The organism is Mesorhizobium bavaricum (genome assembly GCF_056781655.1).
In genome coordinates, this window is record NZ_CM165566.1 from 984,025 (window position 1) to 998,349 (window position 14,325).

The window sequence follows — 14,325 nt, forward strand, 5'->3', positions numbered from 1 at the left end:
ACCTTCTCCCCTTGTGGGAGAAGGAAAGACCTGCCGCGCTACGCGCGCCCTACTTCAGCACCTTCCCATCCGCGCCAAACCGATAGGTTTTCGCCGGGTCCGGCGTCGCATAGAGCGTGGCGCCGGGTTCGGCGTCGTAGACGCCGAAGATGCGTACAGTGATCAGTCCGGCCTTCTCGCAGTCGAGATAGAGGTTGGTGTCGGCGCCGAGATGCTCGGCGTGGACGACCGTACCCTTCCAGGCACCGGATTTGGGATCGACGGTCAGATGTTCCGGCCGCACGCCGATGGTCTTGGCTGTCTCGCCCAGGCGGGCTCCATCGACGAAATTCATCTTCGGCGAGCCGATGAAGCCGGCGACAAACTCGTTTGCCGGCGAATTGTAGAGCTCCATCGGGCCGCCGATCTGCTCGATCCGGCCGGCATTCAGCACCACGATCTTGTCGGCCAGCGTCATCGCCTCGACCTGGTCATGGGTGACGTAGATCATCGTCGCCTTCAGCCGGCGGTGCAGCTGCGCGATTTCCAACCGCGTGTTGACACGCAGTGCCGCGTCGAGGTTGGACAATGGCTCATCGAACAGGAACAGCTTGGGCTCGCGCACCACGGCGCGGCCGATGGCGACGCGCTGGCGCTGGCCGCCGGACAGCTCGGCCGGCCGCCTTTCGAGATAGGGCTCCAGCGACAGCATCGACGAAGCGATGCCAATGCGGCGCTCGATCTCGGCCGCCGGGGTGCCCGCCTGCTTGAGGCCGAGGCCCATATTGTTCTTCACCGTCAGATGCGGGTAGAGCGCATAGGTCTGGAACACCATGGCGATGCCGCGCTTGGCCGGCGGCGTGGCGGAGACATCCGCGCCGTCGATGACGACGCGGCCCGAGGTCGAATCCTCCAGCCCGGCAATGACCCTGAGCAGGGTCGACTTGCCGCAGCCCGACGGGCCGACGAAGACGACGAATTCGCCATCATTCACTTCGAGGTTGATGCCCTTCAGCACCTCGACCGGCCCGAAGGCCTTTTTCACGTTCTCGATGTTCAGCGAGCCCACGGCTTCGTCCCTGTTCTAGAGTTTGATGGCGGCGCCGCTGCGCACGCTCTCGTCTGCGGCAAGGCAGACGGCGAGCGATTTCACCGCGTCGTCCATGTGTTTGGTGAGATCCAGATCCTCGCGGATCGCCTTCAGCACGAAGGCCTGTTCGAGATCGCAGAGGTCCTGATGGCCGGGTTCGCCTGCCATAGACAGCATCTCGTCAGGCTTGACGAACTGGCCGTCCGGTCCGGTCGCGGCGCTGTGCAGGCGGATGGTCGAGGTCTTGGTGTGGGTATCGATGTCATCGGACTTCACCCCCTCCTTCATGACGATCGACACGCAGCCATTCGGTGAGATGACGTCCTTCACGAAGAAGGCGGTTTCCGAAATCATCGGACCCCAGCCGGCTTCGTACCAGCCGACGGAACCGTCATCGAACAGCACCTGCAAATGGCCGTAATTGTACATCGTGGGCGCGACATCTTCGGTCAGCCGCAGCCCCATGCCGCGCACCTCGACCGGCTTCGCGTCGGTGATCTGCAGCATCACGTCGAGATAGTGCACGCCGCAGTCGACGATCGGCGAGGTCGTCTTCATCAACTGCTTGTGCGTTTCCCAGGTGTGGCCGGAGGATTGCTGATTCAAATTCATGCGGAACACGTAGGGGCCGCCGAGCTTGCGCGCCTCGGCGATCAGCCGGACCCAGGACGGGTGATGGCGCAGGATGTAGCCGATCACCAGCTTCCGGCCGTTGGCCTTGGCCGCGGCGACGACGCGTTTTGCGTCGGCCACCGTCGTTGCCAGCGGCTTTTCGACGAAGACGTGGCAGCCGGCCTCGAATGCCTTCACCGCATAGTCGGCATGGCTGTCGGAATAGGTGGCGATGCAGGCGACGTCAGGCTCTTCATCGCGCAGCGCCTCGTCGAAGGAACGGCGGATGCCGTAGCCGGAAAGCCCGTCCGGCAGCGGCACGTCGGAACGGTTGATCAGGGCTGCGATCTCAAACCCCGGATTGGTGTGATAGGCCAGCGCATGGCTGCGGCCCATATTGCCGAGGCCGGCGACAATTACCCGTAGAGGATTTGGGACGCGAAGGGGTGTTTGCGAACTCACTTGACGGCTCCAGACGTGATGCCGCGGATCAGCTGCCGCGAGAAGATGACATAGAGGATCAGCACCGGCATGATCGCCAGCGACAGGGCGGCCAGGATGGCGTTCCAGTTGGTGACGAACTGGCCGAGGAACAATTGCGCACCGAGCGTCACCGTCTTGGTCTCTTCCGACGGCGCCAGGATCAGCGGGAACCACAGATCGTTCCAGATCGGGATCATGGTGAAGACGGCGACCGTCGCCATCGATGGCCGCACCAGCGGCAGCACCAGCCGGAAGAAGATGGTGTATTCGGACAGCCCGTCGATGCGGCCGGCGTTCTTCAAATCGTCGGACACCTGCTTCATGAATTCCGACAGGATGAAGACGGCGAGCGGCAGGCCTTGCGCGGTGTAGACCAGGATCAGCGCCGTCAGCGTGTTGACCAGGCCGCTCGCCACCATCAGCTGCAGGATGGCGACGGTGCCGAGGCGGATCGGGATCATGATGCCGAGCGCCAGATAAAGCCCCATCAGCGAACTGCCGCGAAAACGGTATTCCGACAGCGCGAAGGCAGCCATGGCGCCGAACAAAAGCACGAAGAACAGCGACGCCACGGTGACGACGAGGCTGTTCTGGAAATAGTGGATGAAGTCGCCCTGGCCGATCACCGTGGTGTAGCCGATCAGGTCGAAGGTCTTGGGTGTCGGCGGCGTCAGCGGCGCGCCGAAAATGCCGGCGCGCGACTTGAACGAGTTCATGATGACGAGGATCACCGGGAACAGCGCGATCGCCGTGTAGGTCAACAGGATCGCGTGGGCACCGATGGTGCGGGGCAGGGAACGGGTTGCGGTGCTCATCTCGTGCCTCTCAGAACTGGTAGCGACGCAGGCGCGTCTGCACGAGGAAGAGATAGACGCAGACGCCGCCGAGGATGATCAGGAACATCATCGTGGCGATCGCCGCGCCCATGTTGGGGTCGCCCACCTGGAGCTGGAAGCCGAAGAAGGCGCGGTAAAGGAAGGTGCCGAGAATATCGGTCGAATAGTTCGGCCCGGCGAGCGCGCCTTGCGCGGTGTAGATCAGGTCGAAGGCGTTGAAGTTGCCGACGAAGGTGAGGATCGAGATGATGCCGATCGACGGCAGGATCAGCGGCAGCTTGATCTTCCAGAACTGCGACATGCCGGTGATGCCGTCGCATTCGGCGGCTTCGATCACCTCTTCGGGGATCGACAGCAGGGCGGCATAGATCAGCATCATCGGAATGCCGACGAACTGCCACACCGAGATCAGGCTGAGCGCCGTCAGCGCGTATTCTTCCTTGCCCAGCCATGGCGTGAACAGGCTTTTCAGGCCGACGAGATCGAGCAGATGCGGCGCCACGCCCCATAGCGGCGAGAGGATCAGCTTCCAGGCGAAGCCGACGATGACGAAGGACAGGATGGTCGGCACGAAGATCGCCGTGCGGTAGAAGGCCGAGAATCTCAGTCTCGGGCTGGACAGCAGTGCCGCCAGCATCACGCCGATCGGGTTCTGCACCAGCATGTGGATGATGAAGAACCAGACATTGTTGCGGAGCGCGTTCCAGAAATTCACCGACCAGTTGGGGTCGCCGAACAGCGTGCGGAAGTTTTGCAGCCCGACGAATACCTGGTGCTGCTCGATGTTGCGGAACAGCGACAGCTGCAGCGTGCCGGCCAGCGGCAGGATCATGATCGCCGTGTAGACAAGCAGCGCCGGCGCCAGGAAGACGCCAATGTGCCAGCGGAACGGTCGTTTCGGTCGAATTTCTGCGGCCATGAGTTCGGTCCCCGCCGTCTCTCGGTTCCAAATGGGAGTTGATCTAGATGACGCCTCGATGCACGGCCCGAATGTCCTTCCGGTGCAGGAAGGACAAAGGCTTGCGACAGGTCAGCCAGCCTTTCCCCACGAAGGGAGGGTAAGGCCGAGAGGCGGTGCCGACAATCGCTATCTGAAAAACCAGGATAGTCCGAGACCGGCCAGGCATACGCCCGGCCGATCTCGCTGCCTGAGCTCTTACTTCGCCGGCTTGTACCAGCTGTCGAGGCCGGTCTGCAGCTTCTTGGCGGCAGCTTCCGGCGTGTCGGTGCCGTTGATGACGTTGGCCGATTCAACCCAGGTCTCGTTCTCGAGGTTCGGCGTGCCGCGCGACAGGATCTGGTAGGTCGAGCGGATCGTCGACTTGCACTTGCCGCGCCAGGAGACGAATTCCTGCGCCAGCGGGTCCACCATCTTCACCGGCGAGGAGTTCAGGCTGAAGAAGCCCGGCAGCGCGTTGGCGTAGATGGTGGCGAAGTCCGGCGAGGCGACCCAGGACAGGAAGGTCTTGGCCGCATCGGCGTTCTTCGAAGCCGCATTCAGACCCATGCCGATATCGGTATGGTCGGAGATGTAGCAGGTGTCGCCGGCCTTCTCGACCGGTGGCGGGAAGGCGCCCATCTTGAACTGGGCCTGGGTGTTGAACAGGCCGATTTCCCACGAGCCGGCCGGGTAGATGGCGGCGCGGCCAAGGGTGAACAGGTTCTGGCTGTCCGGATAGGTCTGTGCCTCGAAGCCGTCGCCGAGATACGGCTTCCACTTGGCCAGTTCCTCATACGGCGCGACCCAGTCCTTGTCGGTCAGCTTCTGGTCGCCCTTGATCAGGGCCGCGCGGCCATCCTCGCCCTTCCAGTAGTTGGGGCCGATGTTCTGGTAGCCCATGGTCGCGGCTTCCCAGAGATCCTTGGTGCCCATCGCCATCGGGATGTAGGTGCCGTCGGCCTTGATCTTGTCGAGCGCGGCGAAGAACTCGTCGCGGGTCTCCGGCACCTTGATACCGAGCTTGTCGAAGGCGTCCTTGTTGTAGATGAAGCCGTGGATGACCGAGGCCATCGGCACGCAGAAGCTCGCCTTGCCGTCGTCGGTCTGCCAGGCGGACTTGGCCACCGGCGAGAAGTTCTCCATGCCGGGCAGCGCCGAGAGGTCGGCGAGGTTGCCCTTCTTGTACAGTTCAAGCGACTTGTCGAACGGGCGGCAGGTGATCAGGTCGCCCGCCGAGCCGGCGGCGAGCTTGGCGCCAAGGGCGGCGTCGTACTCGGTCGGCGCCGATGGTGCGAACACCACCTTGATGCCGGGGTTCTTGGCTTCGAAAGCCGGGATCAGCTTATCCTTCCAGATGGCAAGGTCGTCGCCGCGCCAGCTTTCGATGTTGAGCGTTACGTCGGCGGCATAAGCCACCCCGGCCGAGCCGAGAATGCTGGTGCCCAAAAGCAGTGCCGTCAGTAGTTTCGTTGTCATGCTCAGTCTCCCTGTTGACCTTTTTCAGGTTCGGTTTTGATGAGAACAGAGGCAGTGCGCCCCTTGCTCCCCTCGATCGCGGAAAGCGCCGGCCTCAGCTTCTGGCCGGTTCCTTCCAGCAGTTTCTCCGCCGCATCGGCGCTGTCGGCGCCGGCGGCGAGCAGAATGGCGGTCTTGACCGCGCCGCCGCTCTTCTCGAGCAGGCGCGCCGCTTCGTCCCTGCCGCGCCCGCTGACGGCGGCGACGATGCGCGCCGCGCGGTCGCGCAGCTTGATGTTGTCGGCCATCAGGTTGACCATGTAGCCGTCATGCACATGGCCGAGATGGACGGCGGTCAGCGTCGACAGCATGTTGAGCGCGATCTTCTGGGCGGTGCCGGCGCCCATGCGTGTCGAACCGGCAATCAGTTCCGGCGGCGTTTCGAGCAGGATCGCGGTTTCGGCCTGCCGCAGCAGAGCCGAGTCCCGGTTGTTGGCAATGCCGATGGTGGCGGCACCGCGACGAGCGGCTTCCTCGATGGCCCGCACCGCATAGGGCGTGGTGCCGCTGGCGGAAATAGCGATCAGGCAGTCGCCCTTGCCGATGCCGGCATTGATGACGGCTGCTGCGGCCTCCTCGGTATCATCTTCCGGCCCGCCGGCCAGCGTCCGGAAGGCTTCGTCGCCGCCGGCGATCAGGATGGCGATGCGGTCACGGTGAATGCCGAACGTACCGGGCAACTCGAGCGCGTCGGCCAGCGCCATCAGGCCGGAACTGCCGGCCGCGGCATAGGCAAGCTTGCCGCCGCCCTTCAGTCTACCCGCGATGATCTCGGCTGCCCTGGCGATTTCGGGAATGGCATTGTGCACGACCTTTGCAGCCTCGATCTGCGCATCGGCTAAAGAAGAAAGGATGGCGTCCGGGGCCTGGATATCCAGCCCCTCGGCATTCTGGTGAAGCGCTTCGGTGCGCGTTTCGGCCATCCCGGTTCCTCCAATTCGGAAAACAATACCAAAAAAATACCACTTGTCCACATGCATTAACGAATTCGCTGACCGGAAATCGCTGAGTCGACGAAATATGTAGGTTTTTCAATAAAATACGGCTTAATCTTTTTGAAACGCAAATTAATCCTTGGCTATTGGTATTTTATTGGTATTATCCGCCCGGAGGAGAAATCGCGTGAATTTCGTGCTCGGTATCGATGGCGGCGGCACCAGCTGCAGGGCCGCCCTGGCAACTGCGGATGGCGCCGTTGTTGGCCGCGCCAAGAGCGGCGCCGCCAACATCCGCACCGACCTGACCGGTGCCCGGTCGAACATCGTCGAGGCCGCGCGGCAGGCGTTCATCGCCGCCGGGCAGGATCCGAACCTGATTCCGCAGACACCGGCCATTCTCGGCCTCGCCGGCGCCAATGTCGGCACCTACCGGCAGCAACTCGAGGCCATCCTGCCGTTCAGCATCAGCCGCGTCGAGACCGACGCCGAGATCGCGCTGGAAGGCGCTGTCGGCTCCGGCGACGGCGCCATGGCGATCCTAGGCACCGGCACCGCCTATATGGCACGCAAGAACGGCAAATCGCGCGCCATCGGCGGCTGGGGGTTTCAGGTCGGCGACCAGGGCAGCGGCGCGCGCATCGGCCGCGACCTGCTCGAACAGACATTGCTCGCCTATGACGGCGTCCGCCAGGGCTCACCGCTGACGCAGAGCATGCTCGCGGTCTTCCGCAACAATCCTGAGGACGTGGTCGAATTCACCACCAACGCCAAGCCCGGCGATTTCGGCGGCTTCGCGCCCAAGGTGTTCGAGCATGCCGAAAAAGGCGACAGCGTCGCCAACTGGATTTTGGACAGGGTGGTCGCCGATGTCGAAGCCGCGCTCGGCGCGCTCGACCTCGCCGACGACGCGCCGCTATGCCTGCTCGGCGGGCTGGCGCCGCTCTACGCGCCGCGCCTGTCGGCGCGCTACCGGGTCCTGCTGAAGCCGCCGCTCGACGATGCGCTGGGCGGCGCGGTGCAGATGGCGGCCCGCCTTTTTACCGGGACAGCGGAGGCGGCTCGATGAGCGATGCCGCCGACCAGATCTTCGCCACGCTGAAACAGTCGTCGCAAAGCGGCGCGCCGCTCTATCTGCAACTGCGCAAGAGCATCGAGGACGCGGTCAATCGCGGCCTGATCGGACCGGGCGACGCGCTACCCTCCGAGCGCGACATCGCCACCAAGGCCGACATTTCGCGCGTCACCGTGCGCAAGGCGGTGCAGGACCTGGTCAAGGGCGGCATCCTGGTGCAACGCCACGGCTCCGGCACGTTCGTGGCGCCGCGCATGGAACGCGTCGAGCAATCGCTGTCGCGGCTGACCTCGTTTACCGAGGACATGGCGCGGCGCGGCATGGCGGTGCGTTCGGCCTGGCTCGACCGCGGCCTTTACGCGCCCTCGCCGGACGAGATGATGGTGCTCGGCCTGTCGTCGAACGAACTTGTGGCGCGGGTGGCGCGCCTGCGCATTGCCAACGACACGCCGCTGGCGATCGAACGCGCGTCGCTGTCGGCCAGCGTGCTGCCCGACCCGGCGGGGATAGGCTCCTCGCTCTATGCGGCGCTGGAATTGACCGGCAACCGGCCGGTGCGGGCGGTGCAGCGCATCTCCGCCGCCAATCTCGGCGACGGCGACGCGCGCCTGCTCGAAGTGCCGCCGGGAATTGCCGGCCTGCACATCGAACGCATTTCCTATCTGGCGAGCGGCAAGGTGATCGAATTCACCCGCTCCATCTACCGGGGCGACGCCTATGATTTCGTCGCCGAACTGCGGCTGACAGGGCCGAGCGAAGAGGGCCGACCATGACTGCAGAGCCGACTGAGCCGACCATGTCGACTGAGATGACCCATATGCGGCGCGAGATCGAAGAGATCCCGCAGGCCGTCGCCCGCCTGCTCGACGGCTCCGGCGCGGTGCTGAGCGAGGCCGGGCGCGGCATCCGCGAACGTGACCCGCATTTTGTCGTCACCGTGGCGCGCGGTTCGTCCGACCATGCCGCTACCTTCATGAAATATGCCGTCGAGCTCACCGCCGGACTTGCCGTCGCTTCGGTCGGTCCGTCGATCGCCTCGATCTATGGATCCAGGCTCAGGCTCGGCGGCTCGGCCTGCCTGGCGATCTCGCAGTCGGGCAAGAGCCCCGACATCGTCGCCATGGCCGAGGCCGCGCGAGCCGGCGGCGCGCTGACCATCGCCATCACCAACACCGCCGATTCGCCGCTGGCCCGCGCCTCGGACTATGCGATCGATATCCTGGCCGGGCCGGAGCGCAGCGTGGCGGCGACCAAGACCTTCATCAATTCCGCCGTTGCGGGCCTTGCCTTGATGGCGCATGCCACCGGCGACGAGGCGCTGCTGGCAGCACTTTTCCAATTGCCCGAGCATTTCCACAAGGCGATCGCCTGCGACTGGATGACGGTGCTGTCCGAGACTATCGAGAAGCAGAAGTCGCTGTTCATCCTCGGCCGCGGCCCGTCGGCGGCGATGGCCAACGAGGCGGCGCTGAAATTTAAGGAGACCTGCGGCATGCATGCCGAGGCCTACAGTGCTGCCGAAGTCATGCATGGCCCGCTGGCACTGATCGGCCCGGACTTTCCGGTGCTGGCGCTGGCCGCGCGCGATGCATCCGAACCGTCCGTCGCCGAAGCCGCCGACAGCCTGGCGGCCAAGGGAGCGCCGGTGTTCGTCACCTCCGCACTTGCCCAGCGCGCCGTGCGCCTGCCGCATGTCGCCACCGGCCACCCGCTGACCGATCCGCTGACGCTGATCGTCTCCTTCTACATGTTCGTCGAGGCCTTCGCCCGCCATCGCGGCCTCGATCCGGACACGCCACGCAATCTTCGCAAGGTGACGGAGACCGTATGAGCGACCGCTTTGCCCTGACTGGCGCCCGCATTTTCGATGGCGACGACTGGCATGACGGCCACGCACTCGTCGTGCGCGACGGTCTCGTCGAGGCCATCCTGCCCACAGGCGCCATTCCCTCCGACATCCGCGTCATCGAGACCGGCGGCGGCATGCTGGCGCCCGGCTTCGTCGACCTGCAGGTCAATGGTGGCGGCGGCGTCATGCTCAACGACCACCCCGATGTCGCCTCGATCGAAACCATCTGCCGGGCACACGTGCCCTTCGGCACGACGGCGTTGCTGGTGACGCTAATCACCGACACGCCCGCCATCACCACCGCCGCGATTTCTGCCGGCGAAACAGCGGCGCTGCGCAAGCTGCCGGGTTTCCTCGGCCTGCATCTGGAAGGACCGCATTTGTCGATCGCCCGCAAGGGCGCGCATGATCCGGCGCTGATCCGGCCGATGACGGACGCCGACCAGGCGACGTTGGTCGCGGCGCGGCAAAGACTGCCGGTGCTGCTCACCACCATAGCACCGGAATCCGTCGAACCGGTGCGCGTCTCGGCGCTGACCAGGGCCGGCATCATCGTCAGCCTCGGCCATTCCGACACCGGCTACACCACGGCCAGCACCTTTGCCGCGGCCGGTGCATCGATGGTCACCCATCTGTTCAACGCAATGAGCCAGATCGGCAACCGCGAGCCCGGGCTGGCGGGTGCGGCCATCGACATCGGCACCTTGTCGGCCGGTATCATCGCCGACGGCATCCATGTCGATCCCGCCACCATCAAGATCGCGCTGCGCGCCAAGCAGGGACCGGCCCGGATCGTGCTGGTCACCGACGCCATGGCGACGATCGGCACCGACATGACCTCGTTCACGCTCAACGGCCGCACCATCTATCGCAGGGATGGCACCCTTCGGCTCGCCGACGGCACGCTGGCGGGTGCGGATCTCGACATGATCTCGGCTATTCGATACGTCCACCGGGTTGTCGGACTGGACCTGTCGGAGGCGTTGCGGATGGCCTCGCTCTATCCGGCGCAGGCGATCGGCCAGTCGCACCGGCTCGGGCGCTTCGCCAACGGCACGGCGGCGGACATTGTCGCACTGTCGGACGATCTCGATATCAGAAACGTCTGGATCGGCGGCGACAGGGTTTTTTCAACCGATAGCGCGAGGTGATATCAGGCCATGCATGACGTCGATTGCGTCATTGCGGGAGCGGGCGTCGTCGGGCTCGCCGTCGCCAGGGCGCTTGCCCTGTCGGGCCGCGAGGTGCTGGTGGTCGAACAGGCCGGCACGATCGGCACCGGCACCAGTTCGCGCAATTCCGAAGTCATCCATGCCGGGCTCCATTATGCGCCGGGCAGCCTGAAGGCCCGGTTCTGCGTCGAGGGCCGCGAGCGGCTCTACGCCTATTGCCGCGAGCACAATGTCGCCCATGCCCGCACCGGCAAGCTGATCGTCGCCGTGGAACCGGACCAGTTGGACAGGCTGGGCGCGATCCGGACCAACGCTCAGAGCTGCGGGGTCGCCGATCTCGAAATCTTGACGCAGGCACAAGCCGAAAGCCTCGAACCCGCGCTGCGATGCGCCGGCGCGCTGCTGTCGCCATCGACCGGCATCATCGACAGCCAGGCGCTGATGCTGTCGCTGCGCGGCGACGCGGAGGCCGCCGGCGCTTCTTTTGCGTTCCTCACCACCGTTTCCAACGCGGCCATCGAGGCCGGCGGCATCCGGATCGATACGCGTGATGCCAATGGCGAGAGCTTCGCCTTGCAGGCCGGCGCCTTCGTCAACGCCGCGGGTCTCGATGCACAGGCCGTGGCAGGCCGGATCGAAGGTTTCCCGCAAGCCCACATTCCGCCGCACTGGCTGGCACGCGGCAACTATTTTTCGCTCTCGGGACGGTCGCCTTTCTCGCGGTTGATCTATCCCGTGCCGGTCAATGGCGGCCTCGGGGTTCATCTCACCCTCGATCTCGCCGGCAGCGCGCGCTTTGGCCCGGATGTCGAATGGATCGACAGCGTGGATTATACGGTCGATCCCACCCGCGGCGAGGCCTTCTACGACGAGATCAGACGCTATTGGCCTGGTCTTGCCGACGGTGCCCTGCAGCCTGCCTATGCCGGCGTCCGGCCAAAACTGTCCGGCCCGGGCCAGGCGGCGGCCGACTTCACGATCCAGGGTCCGGCCGACCATGGCGCCGGCCAGATCGTCAATCTGTTCGGCATCGAGAGCCCCGGCCTGACGTCAAGCCTGGCGATCGCCGAGCATGTCGTGGAGCTGTTGCACCCGGGCTGACAACCGCTTGCGCACCCCCAGCCTCAAGCACGTCCAGCCTCAGGAAGTGTAGAGACCCTTGTAGGTGTCGCGCAAAAGATTCTTCTGCACCTTGCCCATGGTGTTGCGCGGCAGTTCGTCGACGAAGATCACCCGTTTCGGGTGCTTGTATCTTGCGACGCGCTCAGCGATTGCGCCGAGAATTTCGGCCCCGGTGATTTGCGACGCCGGCGACCGCACCACGACGGCGGTGACGCCTTCGCCGAAATCCGGATGGGCAACGCCGATGACGGCGCTTTCGCTAACCCCGTCAAGCGCGTCGATCTCGCTTTCGAGTTCCTTCGGATAGATGTTGTAGCCGCCGGAAATGATCAGATCCTTGCCGCGGCCGACGATGTGGACGTAGCCGTCGGCGTCGACCATGCCGAGATCGCCTGTGATGAAGAAGCCGTCGGCGCGGAATTCCGCTTTGGTCTTCTCCGGCATGCGCCAGTAGCCGCCGAAGACGTTCGGGCCCTTGACCTCGATCATGCCGACCTCACCCTGGGCAAGCGGCCGGCCATTGTCGGGATCGGCGATGCGAACTGCTACGCCCGGCAAAGGGAAGCCGACCGTGCCGGCGCGCCGTTCACCGTCATAGGGGTTCGAGGTGTTCATGTTGGTCTCGGTCATGCCGTAGCGTTCGAGGATCGCGTGGCCGGTGCGTGCGCGCCAGGCCTTGTGCGTCTCGGCCAGCAGCGGCGCCGAACCGGAAATGAACAGGCGGATGGCTTTCGCCGCCTGACGGTCCAGGCCGTCCTGCTGCAGCAAGCGCACGTAGAAGGTCGGCACACCCATCAGGGCGGTGGCGCGCGGCAAAAGCGAGACGATGCGGGCGGGGTCGAATTTCTGTTCGAACAGCATCGAGGCGCCGGCCATCAGCACGACGTTGGTGGCGACGAACAGACCATGGGTGTGGAAGATCGGCAGCGCGTGGATCAGCACATCGTCCCTCGTGAAGCGCCAGTGGTCGACCAGCACCCGCGCGTTCGAGGCGAGGTTCTCGTGGCTGAGCATGGCGCCTTTCGAGCGACCGGTCGTTCCCGACGTGTAGAGGATCGCCGCGAGATCGTCCCCGCCGCGCACCACATCGTGGAAGTCCGCCGGCAGGCGTGAGGCCTGCTCCGTCAGGGATCCTTCGCCATTGCGGCCGAGCGTGACGGTGGCAGCGCCCGATTTTTCCGCCAGTGCGCCGATGCCGGCCGCTCTGGTCGGATCGCAGACGACCAGGCGTGGTGCAGCATCGCTGAAGAAGTACTCCAGCTCGGCCAGTGTGTAGGCGGTGTTGAGCGGCAGGAAGACGGCACCGGCACGCAGGCAGGCGAGATAGAGCAGGACGGCTTCGGGACTCTTCTCGACCTGAACGGCGACCCGGTCGCCGGGCTCGACATCCAATTGCAAGAGCGCATGCGCCAGCTGCGCCGACCGCGTCAGCATATCGCCATAGGTCAGCGAGCGCCCATCATCGGTTTCCATCAACAGGCGCGCGGGCGCCGGCATCCGGGAACGGAACGCGTCGAACAGATGGTTGCTCATAGAGTCTTCCTGGGGGTGGCGGAAACGGCGGCGCTGGGCATGCTTTTCGATTGGCATGCATTGGCGGCGAGAGTTCGCGGTTCTTGGCCGCGCCGTCAAGACCACCGACAGCGGTCACTCACCGCACCAACGGGTTGCGAGCAATGGCCGCAAAAGAGTGCCGGGAACCGACGCTATCGCCGGGCGCGTTCGGCCTTGCCGACAACCGCCTTTGGACCTTCGCCTCGCTGGAAGCGTTCCATGCACATGGCAGCGGTCAACTGGTAGTGGTTGATCAGGGCTTCGACGGCACCGTCGGCATTGCCGTCCAGCGCACATTCGGCGATCAGGCGATGCTCGCCGAAATCGTCGCGCTTGACGCTTTCGCCGTCACTTGCCATTTGCCGGTAGCGATAGGCGTGATCGGAAAGCTGCTCACAGAAGCCCACCAGCCATTGCGACCGGCAGGCCGAAACCAGGACCCGATGAAAGATGCGGTGCAGCCTCTCCCAATCCGGATTGAGCGAAGAGAGATCCTCCTGCGAAAGACGTGACGCACGCCCCAGGCGATGCAACGCCAGTACGAGCTGTTCTTCCCATTCGGCGGTGCGGTGAGCGATGGATTCGCGAAGCGCTCGTTCCTCGAGCCAGCAACGGGTGCGCGTCAGCTCTTCGAGTTCCGACGCGCTGACGGGCATGATGAAGAAGCCGCGCTGGTCGTGCCTGCCGAGAAGCCCCTCCGAGGCGAGGCGATTGAGAGCCTCACGGACAGGGGAAGCGCCGGCCCCATACTTGGAAACCACCCATTCGACCCGCAGCTTGCTCTCGGCTTCAAGAACTCCACCGAGAAGGTCGTCCCGCAATTGGTGATAGACCGTGCTGGCAAGCGTGCTCTTGGGTCCTGCGCCGTCGTCATTCAGATTGGCAGCTCCGTATGTCAAAGCGACTCCTTGTCCCCAATTCTGTTTGGGCAATTCGAGTCCGAAAGCAGTCCCTTCCGTACGTGTACTCTACAGCCTTCGCCCGCTAACGCTCAAGCTGAAGATACCGTTATTGTACTTAAGCACGAAGAAATATGCGATGTTTCGCTGTTCGATCCAGCAAATCCGCTCATTTCTACAACCTTCGGAAACTTAACATGTTTTGTATGCACGCAGGATCATCTGTTCTTGTGTGCACGCGCGATCGTCCTTTCTATCGCGCGC

The 14,325-nt window shown here is 64.4% G+C and carries 13 protein-coding genes; 5 read left to right on the plus strand and 8 right to left on the minus strand.

Features of this window, described 5'->3' with window-relative positions; translation table 11 throughout:
* Positions 1-49: 49 nt before the first annotated feature.
* From AC1RZR_RS04685 to AC1RZR_RS04710, 6 genes are all read right to left on the minus strand, one after another.
* The gene (locus tag AC1RZR_RS04685) at positions 50-1,048 is read right to left on the minus strand and encodes an ABC transporter ATP-binding protein (RefSeq protein WP_023810856.1); all 999 of its coding nucleotides are present in this window, start codon (positions 1,046-1,048) and stop codon (positions 50-52) included.
* Between the two features lie 15 nt (positions 1,049-1,063).
* Positions 1,064-2,143: a Gfo/Idh/MocA family protein gene (locus AC1RZR_RS04690; protein WP_481827795.1), complete on the minus strand. Its 1,080-nt coding sequence runs from the start codon at positions 2,141-2,143 to the stop codon at positions 1,064-1,066.
* On the minus strand, positions 2,140-2,979 hold the full coding sequence (locus AC1RZR_RS04695; protein ID WP_477268538.1) for a carbohydrate ABC transporter permease: 840 nt from the start codon (positions 2,977-2,979) through the stop codon (positions 2,140-2,142). The genes AC1RZR_RS04690 and AC1RZR_RS04695 overlap by 4 nt, the downstream gene beginning before the upstream one ends.
* A gap of 10 nt (positions 2,980-2,989) precedes the next feature.
* A complete protein-coding gene (locus AC1RZR_RS04700) occupies positions 2,990-3,919 on the minus strand; it encodes a carbohydrate ABC transporter permease (RefSeq protein WP_477268540.1) in 930 nt (309 codons plus the stop codon).
* 237 nt (positions 3,920-4,156) lie between these two features.
* Complete coding sequence (locus AC1RZR_RS04705; RefSeq protein ID WP_481827796.1) at positions 4,157-5,416, minus strand: ABC transporter substrate-binding protein; 1,260 nt, start codon at positions 5,414-5,416, stop codon at positions 4,157-4,159.
* A 2-nt stretch (positions 5,417-5,418) separates the two neighbouring features.
* A complete protein-coding gene (locus AC1RZR_RS04710) occupies positions 5,419-6,378 on the minus strand; it encodes an N-acetylmuramic acid 6-phosphate etherase (protein WP_477268544.1) in 960 nt (319 codons plus the stop codon).
* A gap of 199 nt (positions 6,379-6,577) precedes the next feature.
* On the opposite strand from AC1RZR_RS04710, the gene AC1RZR_RS04715 reads away from it, so the two are divergent.
* The 5 genes from AC1RZR_RS04715 to AC1RZR_RS04735 are packed head-to-tail and all read left to right on the plus strand — an operon-like array spanning position 6,578 to position 11,587.
* The gene (locus AC1RZR_RS04715) at positions 6,578-7,459 is read left to right on the plus strand and encodes a glucosamine kinase nucleotide-binding domain-containing protein (RefSeq protein ID WP_477268546.1); all 882 of its coding nucleotides are present in this window, start codon (positions 6,578-6,580) and stop codon (positions 7,457-7,459) included.
* Complete coding sequence (locus tag AC1RZR_RS04720; RefSeq protein ID WP_379093883.1) at positions 7,456-8,238, plus strand: GntR family transcriptional regulator; 783 nt, start codon at positions 7,456-7,458, stop codon at positions 8,236-8,238. Before AC1RZR_RS04715 ends, AC1RZR_RS04720 begins: the two co-directional genes overlap by 4 nt.
* Positions 8,239-8,261: 23 nt before the next feature.
* Positions 8,262-9,296 carry an SIS domain-containing protein gene (locus tag AC1RZR_RS04725; protein ID WP_481829019.1) on the plus strand — a complete coding sequence of 345 codons (1,035 nt, stop codon included), beginning with the start codon at positions 8,262-8,264 and terminating at the stop codon, positions 9,294-9,296.
* Complete coding sequence (nagA, locus tag AC1RZR_RS04730) at positions 9,293-10,465, plus strand: N-acetylglucosamine-6-phosphate deacetylase (RefSeq protein ID WP_481827797.1); 1,173 nt, start codon at positions 9,293-9,295, stop codon at positions 10,463-10,465. Before AC1RZR_RS04725 ends, nagA begins: the two co-directional genes overlap by 4 nt.
* Positions 10,466-10,474: 9 nt before the next feature.
* Positions 10,475-11,587: an NAD(P)/FAD-dependent oxidoreductase gene (locus tag AC1RZR_RS04735; RefSeq protein ID WP_481827798.1), complete on the plus strand. Its 1,113-nt coding sequence runs from the start codon at positions 10,475-10,477 to the stop codon at positions 11,585-11,587.
* A gap of 39 nt (positions 11,588-11,626) precedes the next feature.
* Here the strand turns inward: AC1RZR_RS04735 and AC1RZR_RS04740 are convergent, their stop codons facing one another.
* Both AC1RZR_RS04740 and AC1RZR_RS04745 read right to left on the minus strand, forming a co-directional pair.
* Complete coding sequence (locus AC1RZR_RS04740; RefSeq protein ID WP_481827799.1) at positions 11,627-13,141, minus strand: malonate--CoA ligase; 1,515 nt, start codon at positions 13,139-13,141, stop codon at positions 11,627-11,629.
* 173 nt (positions 13,142-13,314) lie between these two features.
* Positions 13,315-14,061 (minus strand): GntR family transcriptional regulator, encoded by a 747-nt coding sequence (locus AC1RZR_RS04745; RefSeq protein ID WP_477268555.1) that lies wholly within the window; start codon positions 14,059-14,061, stop codon positions 13,315-13,317.
* Positions 14,062-14,325 lie beyond the last annotated feature (264 nt).